This window comes from Bradyrhizobium sp. USDA 241 (assembly GCF_049739505.1).
Lineage (GTDB): Bacteria > Pseudomonadota > Alphaproteobacteria > Rhizobiales > Xanthobacteraceae > Bradyrhizobium > Bradyrhizobium liaoningense.
Genome location: NZ_JBMGPZ010000005.1, coordinates 4,357,991 through 4,373,503, shown reverse-complemented (window position 1 = coordinate 4,373,503; position 15,513 = coordinate 4,357,991). Strand labels below are relative to the sequence as shown.

10 protein-coding genes are annotated in these 15,513 nt (G+C 67.0%); 6 read left to right on the top strand and 4 right to left on the bottom strand.

The features are described 5' to 3' along the window. Positions 1-166: 166 nt before the first annotated feature. Complete coding sequence (locus tag ABIF91_RS43090) at positions 167-1,909, bottom strand: caspase family protein (RefSeq protein WP_028177440.1); 1,743 nt, start codon at positions 1,907-1,909, stop codon at positions 167-169. 164 nt (positions 1,910-2,073) lie between these two features. Between ABIF91_RS43090 and ABIF91_RS43085 the strand changes: the two genes are divergently transcribed. Continuing rightward, positions 2,074-2,517, top strand: a complete 444-nt coding sequence (locus ABIF91_RS43085; protein ID WP_028177439.1) for an RbsD/FucU family protein — start codon at positions 2,074-2,076, stop codon at positions 2,515-2,517. 138 nt (positions 2,518-2,655) lie between these two features. Beyond that, positions 2,656-3,015: a hypothetical protein gene (locus ABIF91_RS43080; protein WP_028177438.1), complete on the top strand. Its 360-nt coding sequence runs from the start codon at positions 2,656-2,658 to the stop codon at positions 3,013-3,015. A gap of 167 nt (positions 3,016-3,182) precedes the next feature. Here ABIF91_RS43080 and ABIF91_RS43075 read toward each other — a convergent pair whose 3' ends face one another. Continuing rightward, positions 3,183-4,547, bottom strand: a complete 1,365-nt coding sequence (locus ABIF91_RS43075) for a hypothetical protein (RefSeq protein ID WP_028177437.1) — start codon at positions 4,545-4,547, stop codon at positions 3,183-3,185. 75 nt (positions 4,548-4,622) lie between these two features. On the opposite strand from ABIF91_RS43075, the gene ABIF91_RS43070 reads away from it, so the two are divergent. Then, positions 4,623-5,819 (top strand): MFS transporter, encoded by a 1,197-nt coding sequence (locus ABIF91_RS43070; RefSeq protein WP_424579802.1) that lies wholly within the window; start codon positions 4,623-4,625, stop codon positions 5,817-5,819. On the opposite strand, the gene dgcA is transcribed toward ABIF91_RS43070, so the two are convergent. After that, positions 5,789-6,784, bottom strand: coding sequence for an N-acetyl-D-Glu racemase DgcA (dgcA, locus tag ABIF91_RS43065; RefSeq protein WP_028177435.1), 996 nt, complete (start codon positions 6,782-6,784; stop codon positions 5,789-5,791). The two genes, ABIF91_RS43070 and dgcA, sit on opposite strands and share 31 nt — an antisense overlap. A 134-nt stretch (positions 6,785-6,918) precedes the next feature. On the opposite strand from dgcA, the gene ABIF91_RS43060 reads away from it, so the two are divergent. Genes ABIF91_RS43060 through ABIF91_RS43050 form a run of 3 tightly spaced genes read left to right on the top strand, consistent with a single transcriptional unit; the run spans position 6,919 to position 9,721 of the window. Further along, positions 6,919-8,052 carry an MlaE family ABC transporter permease gene (locus tag ABIF91_RS43060; RefSeq protein ID WP_028177434.1) on the top strand — a complete coding sequence of 378 codons (1,134 nt, stop codon included), beginning with the start codon at positions 6,919-6,921 and terminating at the stop codon, positions 8,050-8,052. Between the two features lie 2 nt (positions 8,053-8,054). After that, positions 8,055-8,825 carry an ABC transporter ATP-binding protein gene (locus ABIF91_RS43055; RefSeq protein ID WP_028177433.1) on the top strand — a complete coding sequence of 257 codons (771 nt, stop codon included), beginning with the start codon at positions 8,055-8,057 and terminating at the stop codon, positions 8,823-8,825. 29 nt (positions 8,826-8,854) lie between these two features. Then, on the top strand, positions 8,855-9,721 hold the full coding sequence (locus ABIF91_RS43050) for an MlaD family protein (protein WP_028177432.1): 867 nt from the start codon (positions 8,855-8,857) through the stop codon (positions 9,719-9,721). A gap of 136 nt (positions 9,722-9,857) precedes the next feature. Here the strand turns inward: ABIF91_RS43050 and ABIF91_RS43045 are convergent, their stop codons facing one another. Then, positions 9,858-15,431: a negative regulator of septation ring formation gene (locus tag ABIF91_RS43045; protein ID WP_028177431.1), complete on the bottom strand. Its 5,574-nt coding sequence runs from the start codon at positions 15,429-15,431 to the stop codon at positions 9,858-9,860. Between the last annotated feature and the right edge of the window lie 82 nt (positions 15,432-15,513).

Sequence of the window (15,513 nt, the reverse complement as noted above, 5' to 3'; positions counted from 1 at the left end):
GACGCAACGACAAAACCGTAAAGCCCCGCGTTCAGCATAACCCGGCAGGAATCCACTTAAATCCAGCGGGGCGCTGTCCAAACAACCGGGGCCAGCTCTCCACATCTCATATGCGATAGCCCTCCCCCGCAGGCGGGGGAGGGAGCGCACCTTCTTTCTTGTGCGATCAGCGCATCAAGCCGCCGCGACGGTTGCCGCCGCCGTTCATGTTCGGCGCCTGGTTCATCGACTGCCGGAAGTTGTCGTTGCTGTTGACCATGCGGTTCGGCATCGCATTGAGCTGCGGACGATTGTTCAGGACCTGCACCTTGTTCACCGGGGTGCTGTTGGACTTCACGATGCCGGTGTTGCCGTTGGTGATGCGGATCGGGCGGTTCTGCGTCTGAACATTGATCGGCTTGGCGTCGATCTTCGATCCGCCCTTGCCGACATTCACAGGCATGCTCACGATCTTGCCGGGGATGCGGTTGCTCTTGCTCGTGTTGCTCGGCGCGGGCAGGGTGACGATCTTGCCCGGGGTCTGCGACGGCGTGCCGTTCTGCTGGTTCGGCAGGTTGTTGCCCGCAGGCAGGGTGACGATCTGACCGCCATTGCCGAGCTTGCCGAGCACTTTGCCGTCGACCGGCTTCTGCACGACCGGCAGATTGCCGTCCATCTGCGACGCACCATGACCCTGCTGCATTAGCGGCATATATTTGGGCTGGCCGAGATTGCCGATCTTGAGGGTCGGCGCAATGTTCTGCGGCGCCAGGAACTTGGTCGCCTGCATCAGGGGGATCTGCTTCGGCTGCGCCTGCAGCTTCAGCGCGACCTGTGCATAGGGGCTGTTGCCGTAGCTGTCATGGAAGCTCTTGTAGGCAAGCGGCGAGTTCGCGAGCACCGCCTTGTGCCAGGCCTGCGAGATCAGGAGGTTCTTGAGCAGCCAGCGGACGTGGTCGCACAGCGGATCGTGCGGGTACATCTGGATGAACTCCTGATAGTATTCCGGACGGCCCTCGGACACGACGTAGTCATAGGCCTGGCGTGTCGAACGGCTCGGCAGGTTGGAGGCCATCTGCACGACAGGCGCCTTCACCGGCGCGCGGTTGGCGGCAACCGCGGTGTCGCCGAAGAAGGTGAAATCACTCGTCAGCGAGGAGCTCTCCCACGGGATCTGCGCGCCGCTCGTGGTCTGGTTGACCTGCAGGCGCACGCGCTTGAACAGCTGCTCGATCGGCACGTTGGGCTCACGCGCGACGTTCAGGAACGCCTGCGTATAGGGGCTGTGACCGCCCGTGCCGTCGAGCGCCTCGGCGCCCGGCGCAGTCGAGTAGCCGACGATCGATCCGTTCGGCGCGTCGACGATGGCAAGGCCCCGGCCGGCATCGTTGACCTCGGGGAACGGGTTGTTGCGGCAGGCATCGAGAATGACGATGCGCATGCGGCTCGGGATCGTCTCCAGCGTGGACATCACGTCGACGAGGCGCATCGAATTGTTGACGAGCTCGGTCGGGCTGGAGACCTTGGCGTCGACGGGAACGAGATAGTTCTCGCCGGCGAGCTGCACGCCGTGACCGGCGTAATAGACCATCGCCACCGTGTTGGGACCGCGCGAGGCGACCTTGGCGGAAAAGTCCTGGACGACGCGGAGCATGTCGTTCTGGGTCAAATCGGTCGCTGCGACGACCTCGAAGCCGGCGGAGTTCAGGAACTGCGCCATCGACTGCGCGTCATCGTCGGGGTTCGCAAGCTGCGGCGCGTTCTGGTAGTTCGCATTGCCGATCACCAGCGCCACCCGCTGCTCGGGGCCTTGCAGAGCGGTGGGGGCGGGTGCAACCGGGGCGACTTGCGCGGAAGCGGGCCCGCAGGCGAAGCCGAACAGGCTTCCCAGCAGGCTCGCCGTCATCAGGAAAGGCTTTAAGCGGAACATGGCGTGCTCCTTTGGCACTCATCTCGATGCGAGATTGGTTGCGAGCAAGCTTGGCCGCGTTCGAGCCTGTGGTCCGTGATTCCTATCATCAGGGCCGCGTACGTGATCTGAATCACGCTTGGAACCTGCTATGGTGAACGATCGATTGGAGGATAGTCCGCCACATGCTGAAATCGATCGATCCGATCCTGACGCCCGACCTGCTCTGGCTGCTCGCCTCCATGGGCCATGGCGACGACCTCGTTTTCGTCGATGCCAATCACCCGGCCACCCGCATCGCGCAGAGCACCTCATCGCAGCGCCTGATCCAGCTGCCGGGCATGAGCATGGAGGTCGCCATCCGCGCCATCATGTCGGTCTATCCGCTCGACGATTTCGATGCCGATCCGGTGCGCGTGATGATGCCGGTCGACGATCCCGATAGGGTGCCCGACGTGCAGCGCGCGGTGCTGGCGGAGATCGCGCGCGCCGCCGGTCACCCCGTCACACCCGGCAAGCTCTCGCGGGCGGATTTCTATCGGGCGGCGGCGGCAGGCTTTGGCGTCGTGCAGGTCGGCGACAGCAGGGGCTATGGCTGCTTCCTGCTCCGCAAGGGTGTGATCAGCTAGCGGGGCCGCGTTCGATCGACGCACGGCTTGGTGCAAAGCGGATGCGATCATCGTGTGCGATGATCCCGCGCATGGCCACGTTCATCCAGCACTCGAATTTGAATGGCGTTCTCGCGGCCGACTGTTTAGAGTCAACGCATGTCGCGCCTTGTGTGTCTATCTGTTGCCATCATCCTATCTCTGCTGCCGGCCGTCGCGCCCGCTGAGCCCGTGCAAAAGCGTCCCAAGCCGGTCTGGAAGGGCTACGGCTTCCTGCCGGGCTATCGGCAGCCGCTGAGCAACAGCATTCCGCTCTACAAGCAGAAGGACGCGATGCGGCGCCTTGCGCGCAACGACCGGCGCCATTGGTACATCGACCCGGTTCCGCAATATTACCGCTGGGATGGCGAGTGGCATTATTTCGGCCGCCCAGGCTTCAACGGCGGCCGCTACAATGGCGGCAGTTTCGGTCCGTGCTGGACGCGAACACCGATCGGGCCGATCTGGAATTGCGGGTAAGCTGACAGCGGCGGTGTCGTGCCCGGACGCAGCGCAGCGTCTCTTCGACGGTGCGCTGCAGAGCCGGGGCCCATGTGGCAGTAGAACTCGTGGCTCCTGGGTCCCGGGTCTGCGCTTCGCTTGTCCGGGACACGAGAGTGAACGGCGCGGGAAAGAGCGCGCGCCCCTTACGAAAAGAACGCGATCTTCTCGGCCTGGGTCATGCGGCGGATCGGCGCGAGCGGGTCGTTGGCCGGCGCGCGCGGCTTCTGCAGGATGCCGCTGGCGAGGATGGTGGCGCCGAGCGAGGGTTCGGGTGAGGATGCGGACAGGGGCGAGGGCATCGGCAGCGTCGCGGTCGACGCTGCGGCGAATGTTGCCGTGGCCGCCATGGCCGGGGCCTGCTGCTCCATCACCTCGGCGGCGGCTTCGGCAATCGCGTCGGTGAGGCGCGCGAGCGAGTCCATCGCGATCGGTGCGTCCGCGGCGGGCTCTTCCGCGACGACAGGCTCGGAAGCGATCGATTCCGGAATCTCGGCGGCAACGGGCGCTGCGACGTCCGAGGCCATCGGTTCCGGCGTCGTCGCGGCCAGCTCGACCGGCTCGATGATCTCGTCGAACTCCGGATCGGGCGCGGCCATCTCCAGCGCGATGGCGTCGAGGATGGCTTCGTCCTCGGCTTCCGCGGCGGCATCGGGCGAGAACGCGTCGGCGGCCTCCGCGAGTGCGGGTTCGGCGGTCGGCTCCTCGATAGCGACGTTTTCAACCGCGACCTTGTCGGGCGCGATGTCGCTTTCGGCAGCCGTCTCCGGCACGGCGACAGCCTCGACAGCCCGTTCGGCCATGGCGAGCGCTTCGGTGGCGCCGGCCTTCTCAGCGGCTGCCTCGGGCTCGGGAGTTGCTGCGATGTCCTGCGGCGTTTCCGTAAAAGCCACGGGGGCTTCGCTGGCCGTCTCGGCGGGCGCGGCGGCCTGCGCAGGCGCAGCGTCGGCGGACGGCGCGGCCTGCGGCGTTGCGCCGCCGTCAAGCTGCTCGACACGATCCCTCAGCAGATCGAAGGCAGCCCTGAGCTCGACGCGGGGGTCGATGGTGGAAATCTGTCCGCAGGCGGCCTCGATCGAGGCGAGCTGCGAATCAATGAGGTCGCAGATTCGCCCGTCGGCGCCGATCTCGCGCCAGCGCCAGGAGATCTCCTTGATGATGCGCACCCCGCGCGGGATCGCCGCGAGGCTCGCCTCGATCGCCGCGGGATCGAACGCCGCGATCGCGATCGTCTCGGCCTCGCGGATGGCGCGGCGGATATCGACCAGCGCTTCGGGCAGGCGGTCCTCGACGACGGGTTGTCGCTGCGCCGCAAGGGTTTCTTCGATTCTGGCGACCGCGTCCAGGACCATGCTTGTGTCGGCATTGCGGTTGCGCCTGGCGTATTCGCCGAGGAACCAACGGCCGCGCGCGGTCTCCATGAAGGCTTCGCGGATCGCGTCGTAATCCTGCTCGTTCGGCTCGGCCGCGCGGGCAGACATGGGCGAGAGGGCGAATGCTTCGTTGGCCATGACAATCTCGTCGCGCAAATCAGTGCGCGCTACTGTAACGATCACCACGATATCGACCGAATCGCAATTGGTTTGATGCAGTCCGAATCACAAATCCCCATCGCGGCAGCCAGGAAGCGGCGATTCGCCGTGAGCCTCGCCCTGTTCTATTCGGCCGTGTTCGCGGTCTCGGGCACGCATCTGCCGTTCTTCCCGGTCTGGCTCAAGGCGATCGGCATCGACGCAGCCTGGATCGGGCTCATCAATGCGCTGCCGGCGATCACGCGCTTCACCACGCTGCCGCAGGTCACGGCGTTCGCCGAAAAGCGGCATGCGATTCGCGCCGCCATGATGGTGTCGGTGCTGGCGACCGCGATCGGCTTCACGGCGGTCGGCTTGCAGCAGCATCCGCTGGCACTGTTCCTGATCTATGCGCTGACCTGCATGATGTGGACGCCGACGATGCCGCTGACCGATGCCTATGCGCTACGCGGTGTCGCCCGCTACGGGCTCGACTACGGACCTCTGCGGCTGTGGGGCTCGGCGGCGTTCGCCGCCGGCTCGCTCGCCTGCGGCTATCTCGTCGACGTCATCGCGGCGCGCGATCTGATCTGGGTCATCGTGGCCTGGGCGGTCGTTGCGGTGCTCGCCAGCTTGCTGCTGCAGCCGCTCGACGATGTCAGGCACAGGACGACGGAGAGGCATGCCGGCTCGGCGCTGCTGCGCGATATCGGCTTCTGGGCGGTCATCGCCTCGGCCGCGCTGATCCAGGGCAGCCACGTCGCCTATTACACCTTCTCGGCCATCAACTGGCAGCTCCATGGGATCAGTGGACTGACCATCGCCGCCCTGTGGACGCTGGGCGTGATCGCCGAGATTGTCGTGTTCGCGCTGTCGCCGCGCTTCTCGCTGCACCCGTCCACGATGATCGCGATCGGCGGGCTCAGCGCGGTGATGCGCTGGATCGTCACCGCGCATGAACCGCCGCTCGCGCTGCTCGCGATCGTGCAACTCGGCCACGGCCTCACCTTCGGCATGACCATCCTCGGCACCATGAGTCTCCTGGTGCGGCGTGTGCCGCAGCACCAGATCGCGCGCGGGCAGGGCTACTACGCCGCGTGCAACGGCCTCCTGGGCGCTGCGACCTCGATCGCGTCAGGCGCGATCTACGCCCGCATCGGTGACGGCCTGTACTACGTCATGGCCGCGATGGCAGGCCTTGGGGCGCTCGTGATCTGGTCGGCGCGGCACCGCCTCACGGCTCATCCCCACAGCGAAGAATCAGGCGGATAGACCAGGCTGCCGTCATAACGCAGCCCATGATCGCGATCGCGCGCGAGCAGCAACGGCCCGTCGAGATCGACGAAGCGCGCCTGCGGCGTCACCAGCATCGCCGGGGCCATCGACAGCGAGGTTGCGACCATGCAGCCGATCATGATCTCGAAGCCGAGCGCCTGTGCGGCATCGGCCATGGCAAGCGCCTCGGTGAGGCCGCCGGTCTTGTCGAGCTTGATGTTCACGGCATCGTAGCGTTCGCGCAAAGGCGCGAGCGAGGAGCGGTCGTGCACGCTCTCGTCGGCGCAAACCGCGATCGGGCGCCTGATCCGCGCCAGCGCCTCGTCCTTGCCTGATGGCAGCGGCTGCTCCACCAGGGTGACGCCGGCTGCGGCACAGGCGGCGAGATTGTGCTCCAGATTGGCTTCGGTCCAGGCCTCGTTGGCGTCGACGATCAGCTCGGATTCGGGAGCGGCCTTGCGCACCGCCGCGATCCGCTCCGGGTCGCCGTCGCCGCCGAGCTTGATCTTGAGCAGCGGCCGGTGCGCCGCCTTGGCGGTCGCCGCGGCCATGGCTTCGGGCGTCCCTAACGAAATCGTGTAGGCGGTGATGCGCTCTCCGGGGAGCGGGCGGTTCAGCAGGTTCCAAGCCCGCAGGCCGGCCGACTTGGCCTCGAGGTCAATCAGGGCGCAATCCAGGGCGTTGCGGGCCGCACCCGGCGGCATGGCCGCCTGGAGGGCCTGCCGGGTGAGCCCGTCCGCGAGGGCCTGCTGCATGGCCTGGATGGCGGCCAGCGTCGCCTCGGGCGTCTCGCCGTAGCGGGGATAGGGTACGCACTCGCCGCGGCCGGTCAAGCCGTCCCGGCTGACCTCCGCCACGACGGTCACGGCCTCGGTCTTGGCCCCTCGGCTGATCGTGAAGCTGCCCGCGATCGGGAAGCGCTCGATTCGCGCCGCCAAGGCAGCAAATTTCAAGGAAGTCATTTTGAACTCTGGCGAAATCTGAACCGGCTAGTTACCTCTATCAACTAACATTAACCACTTGGGGATACCTTCTCTGGGTAAGGGCGCGTGCGCAACAATCTGATTTTCTCCGCCCCGGTACGGGAGCGGATATCTTGAGCAGCGATCCGAAGCTCGAACGGATTGCCAAAGGCAACGCGCTGGCACTTTGCGCTACCGGGACCTGGACCGCGAGCTTCGCGCCGGTCCTGGAGCGGATGGTGGCTGACGCCGAGAAGCTCGCAGGCACCCCGCAAAGCATCTTCATCGACGTCTCCGAGGTTGCCAAGCTCGACACTTTCGGCGCCTGGCTGATCGAGCGGCTGCGCCGCAGCCTGACCCAAGGCGCTGTCGAGGCGCAGATCGCGGGCCTCTCCGAGAATTATTCCAGCCTCGTGGACGAGGTGCGGCGGGTGCGGGCGACCCAGGTGGTCGACAGCAGCACGATCACCATCTCCGGCATGCTGGAGCAGATCGGCCGGACCGTGGCCGGTGTGGCCGGGACCGTGACAGGCCTCGTCGACATGCTCGGCGCGGTGCTCGCGGCGGGGATTCGCGTCTTGATCCACCCGCGCTCGTTCCGCCTGACATCGACCGTGCACCACATGGAGCAGGTCTGCTGGCGCGCGGTGCCGATCATCGTGCTGATCACCTTCCTGATCGGCTGCATCATCGCGCAACAAGGCATCTTCCATTTCCGCCGTTTCGGCGCCGACATCTTCGTGGTCGACATGCTGGGCGTCCTGGTGCTGCGCGAGATCGGTGTGCTGCTGGTCGCGATCATGGTCGCGGGCCGCTCCGGCAGCGCCTACACCGCCGAGCTCGGCTCGATGAAGATGCGCGAGGAGATCGACGCGTTGCGCACCATGGGCTTCGATCCGATCGAGGTCCTGGTGCTGCCGCGCATGCTGGCGCTGGTGCTGGCGCTGCCGATCCTTGCTTTCCTCGGCGCGATGGCCGCGCTCTATGGCGGCGGTCTGGTTGCCTGGCTCTATGGCGGGGTCGAACCCGAAGCCTTCCTGCTGCGCCTGCGCGACGCCATCTCGATCGATCATTTCATCGTCGGCATGGTGAAGGCGCCCGTGATGGCCGCGGTGATCGGCATCGTCGCCTGCGTCGAAGGGCTCGCCGTGCAGGGCAGTGCGGAATCGCTCGGTCAGCACACCACCGCATCGGTGGTGAAGGGCATCTTCTTCGTCATCGTCATGGACGGCGTGTTCGCCATCTTCTTCGCCTCGATCGGGATGTGACGATGGCGGGCGAGATTCAGGATCCCATCATCCGCGTCCGCGACATCACCGTGCAGTTCGGCACGACGCGCGTGCTCGACGGACTCAATCTCGACGTCAAGCGCGGCGAGATCCTGGGCTTCGTCGGCCCTTCCGGCGCGGGCAAGTCGGTGCTGACGCGCACCATCATCGGCCTCGTGCCGAAGGTCGCAGGCTCCATCGAGGTGTTCGGCGTCGACCTCGATTCCTCCAGCACGTCGCAGCGGCGCAACGTGGAGCGGCGCTGGGGCGTGCTGTTCCAGCAGGGTGCGCTGTTCTCCTCGCTCACCGTCGGGCAGAACATCCAGTTTCCGATGCGCGAATATTTGCGCGTCTCGCAGCGGCTGATGGACGAGATCACCATGGCCAAGCTGACGATGGTCGGCCTCAAGCCTGAAGTCGCCGAACGATTTCCGTCGGAACTCTCGGGCGGCATGATCAAGCGCGTGGCGCTGGCGCGCGCGCTGTCGCTCGATCCGGACCTCGTCTTCCTGGACGAGCCGACCTCGGGCCTCGACCCGATCGGCGCCGGCGACTTCGACGAATTGGTCAGGACCCTCCAGCGCACTTTGGGGCTGACCGTTTTCATGGTAACTCACGACCTCGACAGCCTATACACAGCATGTGATCGCATCGCCGTTTTAGGGAACGGTAAGATCATTGCGGCAGGGTCGATCGCCGACATGCAGGCCTCGCAGCATCCCTGGCTGAGGCAGTATTTTCATGGCAAGCGCGCCCGCGCGGTCATGGGTTGAATAGCTGGGTTGAGTAGCCGGAGCACCTGATGGAAACGCGGGCGAATTACGTATTGATCGGCTCGTTCACGCTGGCGGTGATTGCCGCGGCGATCGGCTTCGTGCTGTGGTTCCAGTCGCTGCACACCACCAAGCAGCGCAGCCCCCTGCGCGTCGTGTTCGAGGGGCCTGCGGCGGGCCTGCGCAACGGCGGCAGCGTCAACTTCAACGGTATCAGGGTGGGCGAGGTGGTCTCGGTGAAGCTGGACAACCCGCGGCGGGTTGTCGCACTCGCCATGATCGAGAACAACGCCCCGATCCGCAAGGACACCCTGGTCGGCCTCGAATTCCAGGGCCTCACCGGGGTCGCGGCAATCTCGCTCAAGGGCGGCGACGAGGCCGCGGCGGCGCCGCCGCTCGACCAGGACGGCATCCCCACGCTCACCGCCGATCCCAACAAGCTTCAGGATGTCACCGAGGCGATCCGCGGCACGCTGCAGAACATCAACAAGATCGTCGCCGACAATCAGGAGTCGGTGAAGAACTCGCTCAAGAACCTCGAGACCTTCACCAACTCGCTGGCGCGCAATTCCGAGAAGATCGACGCCGTGATGGCCAAGGTCGACGGCGTCATGCTCAAGGCCGACAGCCTCATGCTCGGCCTCAACACGCTGGCCGGCGGCAAGGATGGCGGCGAGCTGTTCCAGGCGGTGAAGTCGATCCGCGAGCTGGCCGACGATTTCGACAAGCGCTCCGGCGCGCTGATCGCCGACGGCCGCCGCACCCTCGGCGATATCAGCCGCGCCGTGAACAATTTCGACCGCAACCCGACCCGCGTGCTGTTCGGCGCCAGCAACTCATCGCAGCCGGCCCCGCCGCCCGAGCCGCCGAAGCCGGCGGCGGCGCCGAGGCGGTAGGAGGCGGGCGAATGGGGAGTAGCGAGTAGCGAGTAGCGAGTTCAGCCATACTCAAGGATTGCTCCAAACAAAAACGGAGCCCGCGAGGGCTCCGTTTTCATTCGCTATTCGCTACTCGCCATTCGCGAGCCTCAACTCACCCCAGCCGGCCCGCCGCGTGCGCGAGCAGCGTGTACACCAGCCCCGTCTCCGAGGTGAGGTGGCTGCGCAGCTCCTGCGGGCCGCGGCCGTCGCGGGCGACTTCGTCGAGCAGGCGCTCGAACTCGGCGACATAGCGGTCGACCGTGCCCTTGAAGTTGCGGTCGGCGCGGTACTTGCGGGCGACCTCGTCGAAGGCCTTCTGGCCGGCGGGCGTGTAGAGGCGCTTGGTGAAGGCCTTGTTCTCGCCGCGCTGGTAGCGGTCCCACATCTCGGCGGCGAGGTTGCGGTCCATCAGCCGGCCGATGTCGAGCGACAGCGATTCCAGCGGATTGGCGCCAGCCTGCGGCGCCGGTGGCTGCGGAGCGGGGGCAGGGCGGCCGCGCAGCGCCTCACGTCCGGTCGGAGCGCCCTGGTTGGCGTCAGTGCGGCTCAGCAGGTCCGACAGCCAGCCGTCGCGGCCCTGGTCGTTGCTGCTAGGCGCAACCGGCGGCGCTTCGGTACGGCGCGAAGGAGCCGGCATGCCGAGGTCCGGCGGCGGCAGCGTCGAGGCGCTGCCGGTATCGCGCACGCGCGTCTCGGCGGCCCGGCCGCCGACGGCTGCCAGCACCGGCTCTTCCTGGCGCTGCACGCTGGCGCGGCCCGCCGTGGTGACGTCGAGGCCGCGGCCATGCTGGGCCACGATGCGGTTGAGCTCGGCGAGGGCCTCGATCTGGTCGACGATCACCTTGCGCATCTGCGCGGTGCTCTCGGCAGCCTCCTGCGGCATCTCGAGCACGCCGCGGCGCAGCTCGTTGCGGGTGGCCTCGAGCTCGTTGTGCATCTCGAAGGCCATCTGCTTCATGCTGGAGACGAGATTGGTGAACTTCTCCGTGGACTGCTTGAACATCGCATCCGCCTCGTCGGTGGTCTGGCGGTAGATGTCGTGCATCGCCTCGATCGTCTGCCGGTGCTCCTCCTCGGACGCCGAGCGCACCGCCTCGAACTGGCGGGTGATCGCGGCCGAGCCTGCGCCGGCGGTCTCGGCGACGACGCGGGCGATGTCGCGGGCGCGCTCTTCGGCTGCGGCCAGTGATTCATCGAGCAGTCCGGTGAAGCGCGACAGCCGCTGGTCGAGATCGGCCGTGCGCAGGTCGATCGTGGTGACGAGCGATTCCAGCGCCTGCTTGCGTTCGGCGAGCGAGGCGGTGGTGTTCTTGTTGCTCTGCTCGACGACCTGGGCGGCCTCGACGAGCGCCTTGCCGTGCGCGTCGAACTGGGTCGACAGCTCGCCGAGATCCTGCAGCGCCTTGGTGGTCTTGCTGTTGAAGACGTTGAGCTGCTCTTCCAGGTTCTGCGTGGCCTCACCGTTGCGCGAGGTGACGTCGTTCATCGCCGAGACGAAGTCGGCGACGCGCGTCACCAGCGCCCGCTCGAGCGAGTTGAGGTTGTCGTGCGCACCGGTCAGCACCTCCTGGAGCAGGATGTTGCCTTCGCGCAGACGCTCGAACAGGGCCACCGTGTCGGTGCGCAGGATCTTGCTGGTCTCCTGCATCTCGGTGACGGCCGCGATCGAGACCTGGCGCGACTGGTCGATCGCGGAACGCGAGGCCTGCTCGAGGTCCTTGAGCGACTTGCCGACAGCGCTGGTGGCGATCTCGCTCGCCACGTTGATGGTGCGGGCGACTTCCGAGCCGTTGCCCATCATGGTCTGCGAGAAGGCCTGGCCGCGCGTCTCGATCGACTTGAGCGCATCGGAGGTGACGCGGTCGATGTCGAGCGTGAGCTGGCTGGTCTTCGAGCCGATGGCGTCGACCAGCGCGCCGCGCTTGGCGTCGATCATGTTCGACAGGCGGTCGGCCTGCTGCTGCACATAGGTGACGATCTCGTCGGTCTTGCCGGTCATGGCCTGGCCGAAGCTGCTGCTGGCGGCGAGCACCGAGCGCTCGACGTCGGACGAGCTCGACTTGACCCGCGAGCTCGCCTCGTTGGAGGCCGAGATCAGCGCGTTCTGGGCGTTGAGCGCGCTGGTCTGGATGTCGTTGGTCGCGTTGGCGGCCGCCGCGCTCAGCGTCCGCTCGATCTCGGTCGAGATCGTGCGGATCTGGCTCGCGGTGTCGGCGCCGACCGCGGTCAGCGTGCGCTCGATGTCCGTCGTTAGCGACTTGATCTGGCTCGCCGCATCGCTCGAGGCGGAGATCAGCGAGCCCTGGGCCTCGCGAACGCCGCTGGTGAGCGCCTCGATGGTGGCGCCGCCGGCGGTCGCCAGCGCGCGCTGCATCTCGGCTGCGAGCGAACGGACCTGGCTGGTCTGTTCGGCCGAGACCGCGAGCAGGGTGCTCTGGGCGTCACGGGCGCTGGTGGTGATCGTCTCGGCGGTCGACTGGCCGACCTGCGAGAGCGAACGATGCACTTCGGCCGCGAGCGACTTGACCTGGCTCGCCGCATCCGAGGATGCCGTGACCAGCGTGCTCTGGGCCTCGCGGGCGCCGCTCATGATGGTCTCGGCGGTCGAGGTGCCCGCCATCGTGAGCGAGCGCTGCACGTCCGAGGACAGCGCCTTGATCTGGTTGGCGGTCTCGGTCGAGGCCGCGACCAGCGCGCTCTGCGCATCGCGGGCGCCGGCGGTGATCGATTCCGCCGTGGTGGTGCCGGCCATGGTGAGCGAACGCTGCACGTCGGCGGTGAGCGTCTTGACCTGGTTGGCCGCGTCCGAGGAAGCGGTGACGAGGGTGGTCTGCACCTCGCGGGCGCCGGCCAGGATCGAGGCTGCGGTGGCAGCGCCTGCTGCCGACAGCGTGCGTTCGACGTCGGCCGCGAGCCCCTTGATCTGGCTGGAGGCATCGCCCGATGCCGCGACCAGCGTCGACTGCGCTTCGCGGGCGCTGGTCAGGATCGAGTTCGCCGCACCGGTGCCGACCGCGGTCAGCGCCTGCTCGACCTCGGCCGAGGTCATCCTGAGCTGGGCGTTGACGTCGGAAGAGACCGTCAGCAGCGACTGCTGAGCGGTGCGTGCGCCGGTCTGGATCGTCTCGCTGGTGTTGACGACGAGGTTGGTGAGCGAGCGCTCGGCGTCCTCGACATGCGAGCGGATCGCGGTCGAGATCATCTCGGCGCGGGACATCATGTCCTCGCTGGCCTGGCGTCCGCTGCTCTCGATTCGGCCGGCGACGGCCTCGACGCGCGAGCCGAGCAGGTCCTCGAACTGCGCCACGCGCACGTCGATGTCGCTGGCGACCGAGCCGACCTTGGTCTCGATGGCCTGATGGATCTCCTGGAAGCGCGCCGTGACCGTGTCGGTCAGATGCGTGCTGCGTCCGTCGATGATCTCGGTGACGCCGGTGATGCGGCGGTCGACCGCCTCGATCGCCTGCGCGGTGCCGTCCGTGAGCGTCGAGCTCAGCAGCGTCAGGCGCGTGTCGATCGACTGCACGGCCTGGGAGGCGCCGTTGGTCACGGCGGTGGTCAGGTAGGTGAGGCGGGAATCGATGGATTCGAGCGCCTGCGTCGCGCCGCCGGTGAGCGTCGTCGTGAGGTGCGTCAGCCGCGTGTCGATCGACTGGATGGTCTGGGATGCGCCGTCGGTCAGCGAGGTCGTGAGGTAGGTGAGGCGGCTGTCGATCGACTGGATCGCCTGCGCGGCACCGTCGGTCAGCGACGTCGCCAGCGTGTTGATGCGTCCGTCGATGGTTTCGGTCATGGACTGCGCGCGGCTGTCGAACGACTGCTCGAGCGCGGCGACCCGGCCCACGAGCTGCTCGTCGAAGGTCCTGATGTGGCCTTCGATCGTGCCGTCGAGGCTGGCGATCTTGCCGTTCAGCGAGGCGTCGAGATTGCTGACGCGTTCGCCGACCGTGGTCTCGAATTGCACGAGGCGCTGGTCGAGCACCGCCGTGATCTCGCCGCCGTTCGCCGTGAAGCGGGTATCGAAATTGTCGACATAGGTCTTCAGCGTCTCGGCGATGTCCTGCGTGCGCTGACCCATGCGCTCGACGATCTCGCCGCCGAAGGTCTTCACGGTGCGGTCGAACTCGGAGATGTGGCGCGTGATCAGCGCGCCCAGCGTGCCGGAGTCGCGGGCGAACTTCTCGACCAGCTCGGTGCCCTGGTTCCTCACCAGCTCGTCGAAGGCGCTCATCTGCAGCGACAGCGAGTCGTGCGCGGTCTCGGTCTGGCTGACGACCTTGGCGACCAGGGTATTGACGGTGGCGTCGAGCGCCTCGCTCGCCTTGTCGCCGCTCGTCATGATGTGGTTGGCGAGCCGGTTGCCGGCGTCGTCGATCTTGGCCGAGAGGTCGTTGGAGCGCAGCTCGAGCTCGAGCAGCAGCGAATCCGACGAATTCTTGAGGCTGTCGTGCACCTGCTCGGTGCGCTCGGAGATGCCGTCGACGATCGCGGCGGAGCGCTGCTCGAATTCGCCGGTGATGCGGTCGATGCGCTCATTCAGCATCTCGTGGACGCGGTCGGCGAGGTCGACGAACTCGTCGTGGACGTGGCCGGTCTTGAAGTTGAGGCTGGTGGTCAGCCGCTCGCTGGCGTCGAGCACCGCGCGCGTTGTCTCGTTGCTGGCTTCCTCGAGGCGGTCGAGCAGGTCGCCGCCGCGCTCGCCGAGCGCCAGGATCATGTTGTCGCCGGCATTGCTCAGCGCCTGGGTGATGTGGGCCCCGCGCTCTTCGAGCGCGCCGGTGATCGACTTCGCAACCTCGTCGACGCGGGAGGCGATCGCATCGGAGATCAGCGCGATGTCGTGGCGCAGATCGATCTGCACGCCGGAGATGGCGCTACGAACCTGCTCGGCCTGGCCGACCAGATTGTCGCGCTGATGCGCGATGTCCTGGAGCAGGGCGCGGATGCGCACCTCGTTGTCGCTATAGGCGCGCTCCAGCGCGGCGACCTCGTTGGCGACCAGCGTCTCGAGCTCGCCGGCGCGCGCAATCGCGCGCTCGATGCCGTCGCCCATCGCCGCGACCTCGCGGCGGATGGCCTGGCCGACGGTGACCATGGAATCGGAGGCCGAGCCTTCGGGCTCGGAGAAGCGGATCGCGACCTGCGCCATCGCCTGCGCGATCATGCGCATTTCCTGGCCGCGCCAGACGAGGCTGGCGAGGAAGTAGAACAGCATGATCGGCGCGAAGACCATCGCGATCAGGCCGGCGATGACGAGGACGCCGCCGCTCTGGCCCATGGCGGCCTGGATCGAGGGCAGGAAGCCGACGGTCAGCGCGGCGCAGGCGGCGAGCCAGACGCCGGCGAAGATGGTGGCGAATGTGTAGACGCTGCGGGCAGGGCGGCCCTTCTGAAGCGCCTGGAGCAGCTGGCCGATGGTCTCGCGGTCGTCATTCGCGGCGCGGCGCGACGAGAGCGGCTCCTCGACCGTATCGAACACGGTCGACCGCTCATTGGCGGCCGGTCGCGGCTCGAAGCTCGGCTCATCGAAGATGGGGGGCGCGGGCGGCACCGGGGGCGCCGCTTCGTTGCGCGCGGTAGCGTTGCGGCTGGTATCGGCAGCCGTGTCACTGATGTTGAGGGCTTCCTGGATCGCAGAAAGCGCAACTTCTGTGGGGTCTTTGACCTTTTTCGGAGTGTTCGCCATGTTCAGTCCGAGCCCTCGTTACTTGTACGCGTCCCCCCGCGAGCCCTGCGCTCGGCGCAAGCCCACAGACCGGATCATGCCG

What these genes read in the sequence shown, in the direction of transcription:
- ABIF91_RS43055 (WP_028177433.1), top strand. Translation starts at nt 8,055, where the DNA reads ATGGCGGGCGAGATTCAGGATCCCATCATCCGCGTCCGCGACATCACC.
- ABIF91_RS43075 (WP_028177437.1), bottom strand. Translation starts at nt 4,547, where the DNA reads ATGGCCAACGAAGCATTCGCCCTCTCGCCCATGTCTGCCCGCGCGGCC.
- ABIF91_RS43045 (WP_028177431.1), bottom strand. Translation starts at nt 15,431, where the DNA reads ATGGCGAACACTCCGAAAAAGGTCAAAGACCCCACAGAAGTTGCGCTT.
- ABIF91_RS43085 (WP_028177439.1), top strand. Translation starts at nt 2,074, where the DNA reads ATGCTGAAATCGATCGATCCGATCCTGACGCCCGACCTGCTCTGGCTG.
- ABIF91_RS43050 (WP_028177432.1), top strand. Translation starts at nt 8,855, where the DNA reads ATGGAAACGCGGGCGAATTACGTATTGATCGGCTCGTTCACGCTGGCG.
- dgcA (WP_028177435.1), bottom strand. Translation starts at nt 6,784, where the DNA reads ATGACTTCCTTGAAATTTGCTGCCTTGGCGGCGCGAATCGAGCGCTTC.
- ABIF91_RS43070 (WP_424579802.1), top strand. Translation starts at nt 4,623, where the DNA reads ATGCAGTCCGAATCACAAATCCCCATCGCGGCAGCCAGGAAGCGGCGA.
- ABIF91_RS43080 (WP_028177438.1), top strand. Translation starts at nt 2,656, where the DNA reads ATGTCGCGCCTTGTGTGTCTATCTGTTGCCATCATCCTATCTCTGCTG.
- ABIF91_RS43090 (WP_028177440.1), bottom strand. Translation starts at nt 1,909, where the DNA reads ATGTTCCGCTTAAAGCCTTTCCTGATGACGGCGAGCCTGCTGGGAAGC.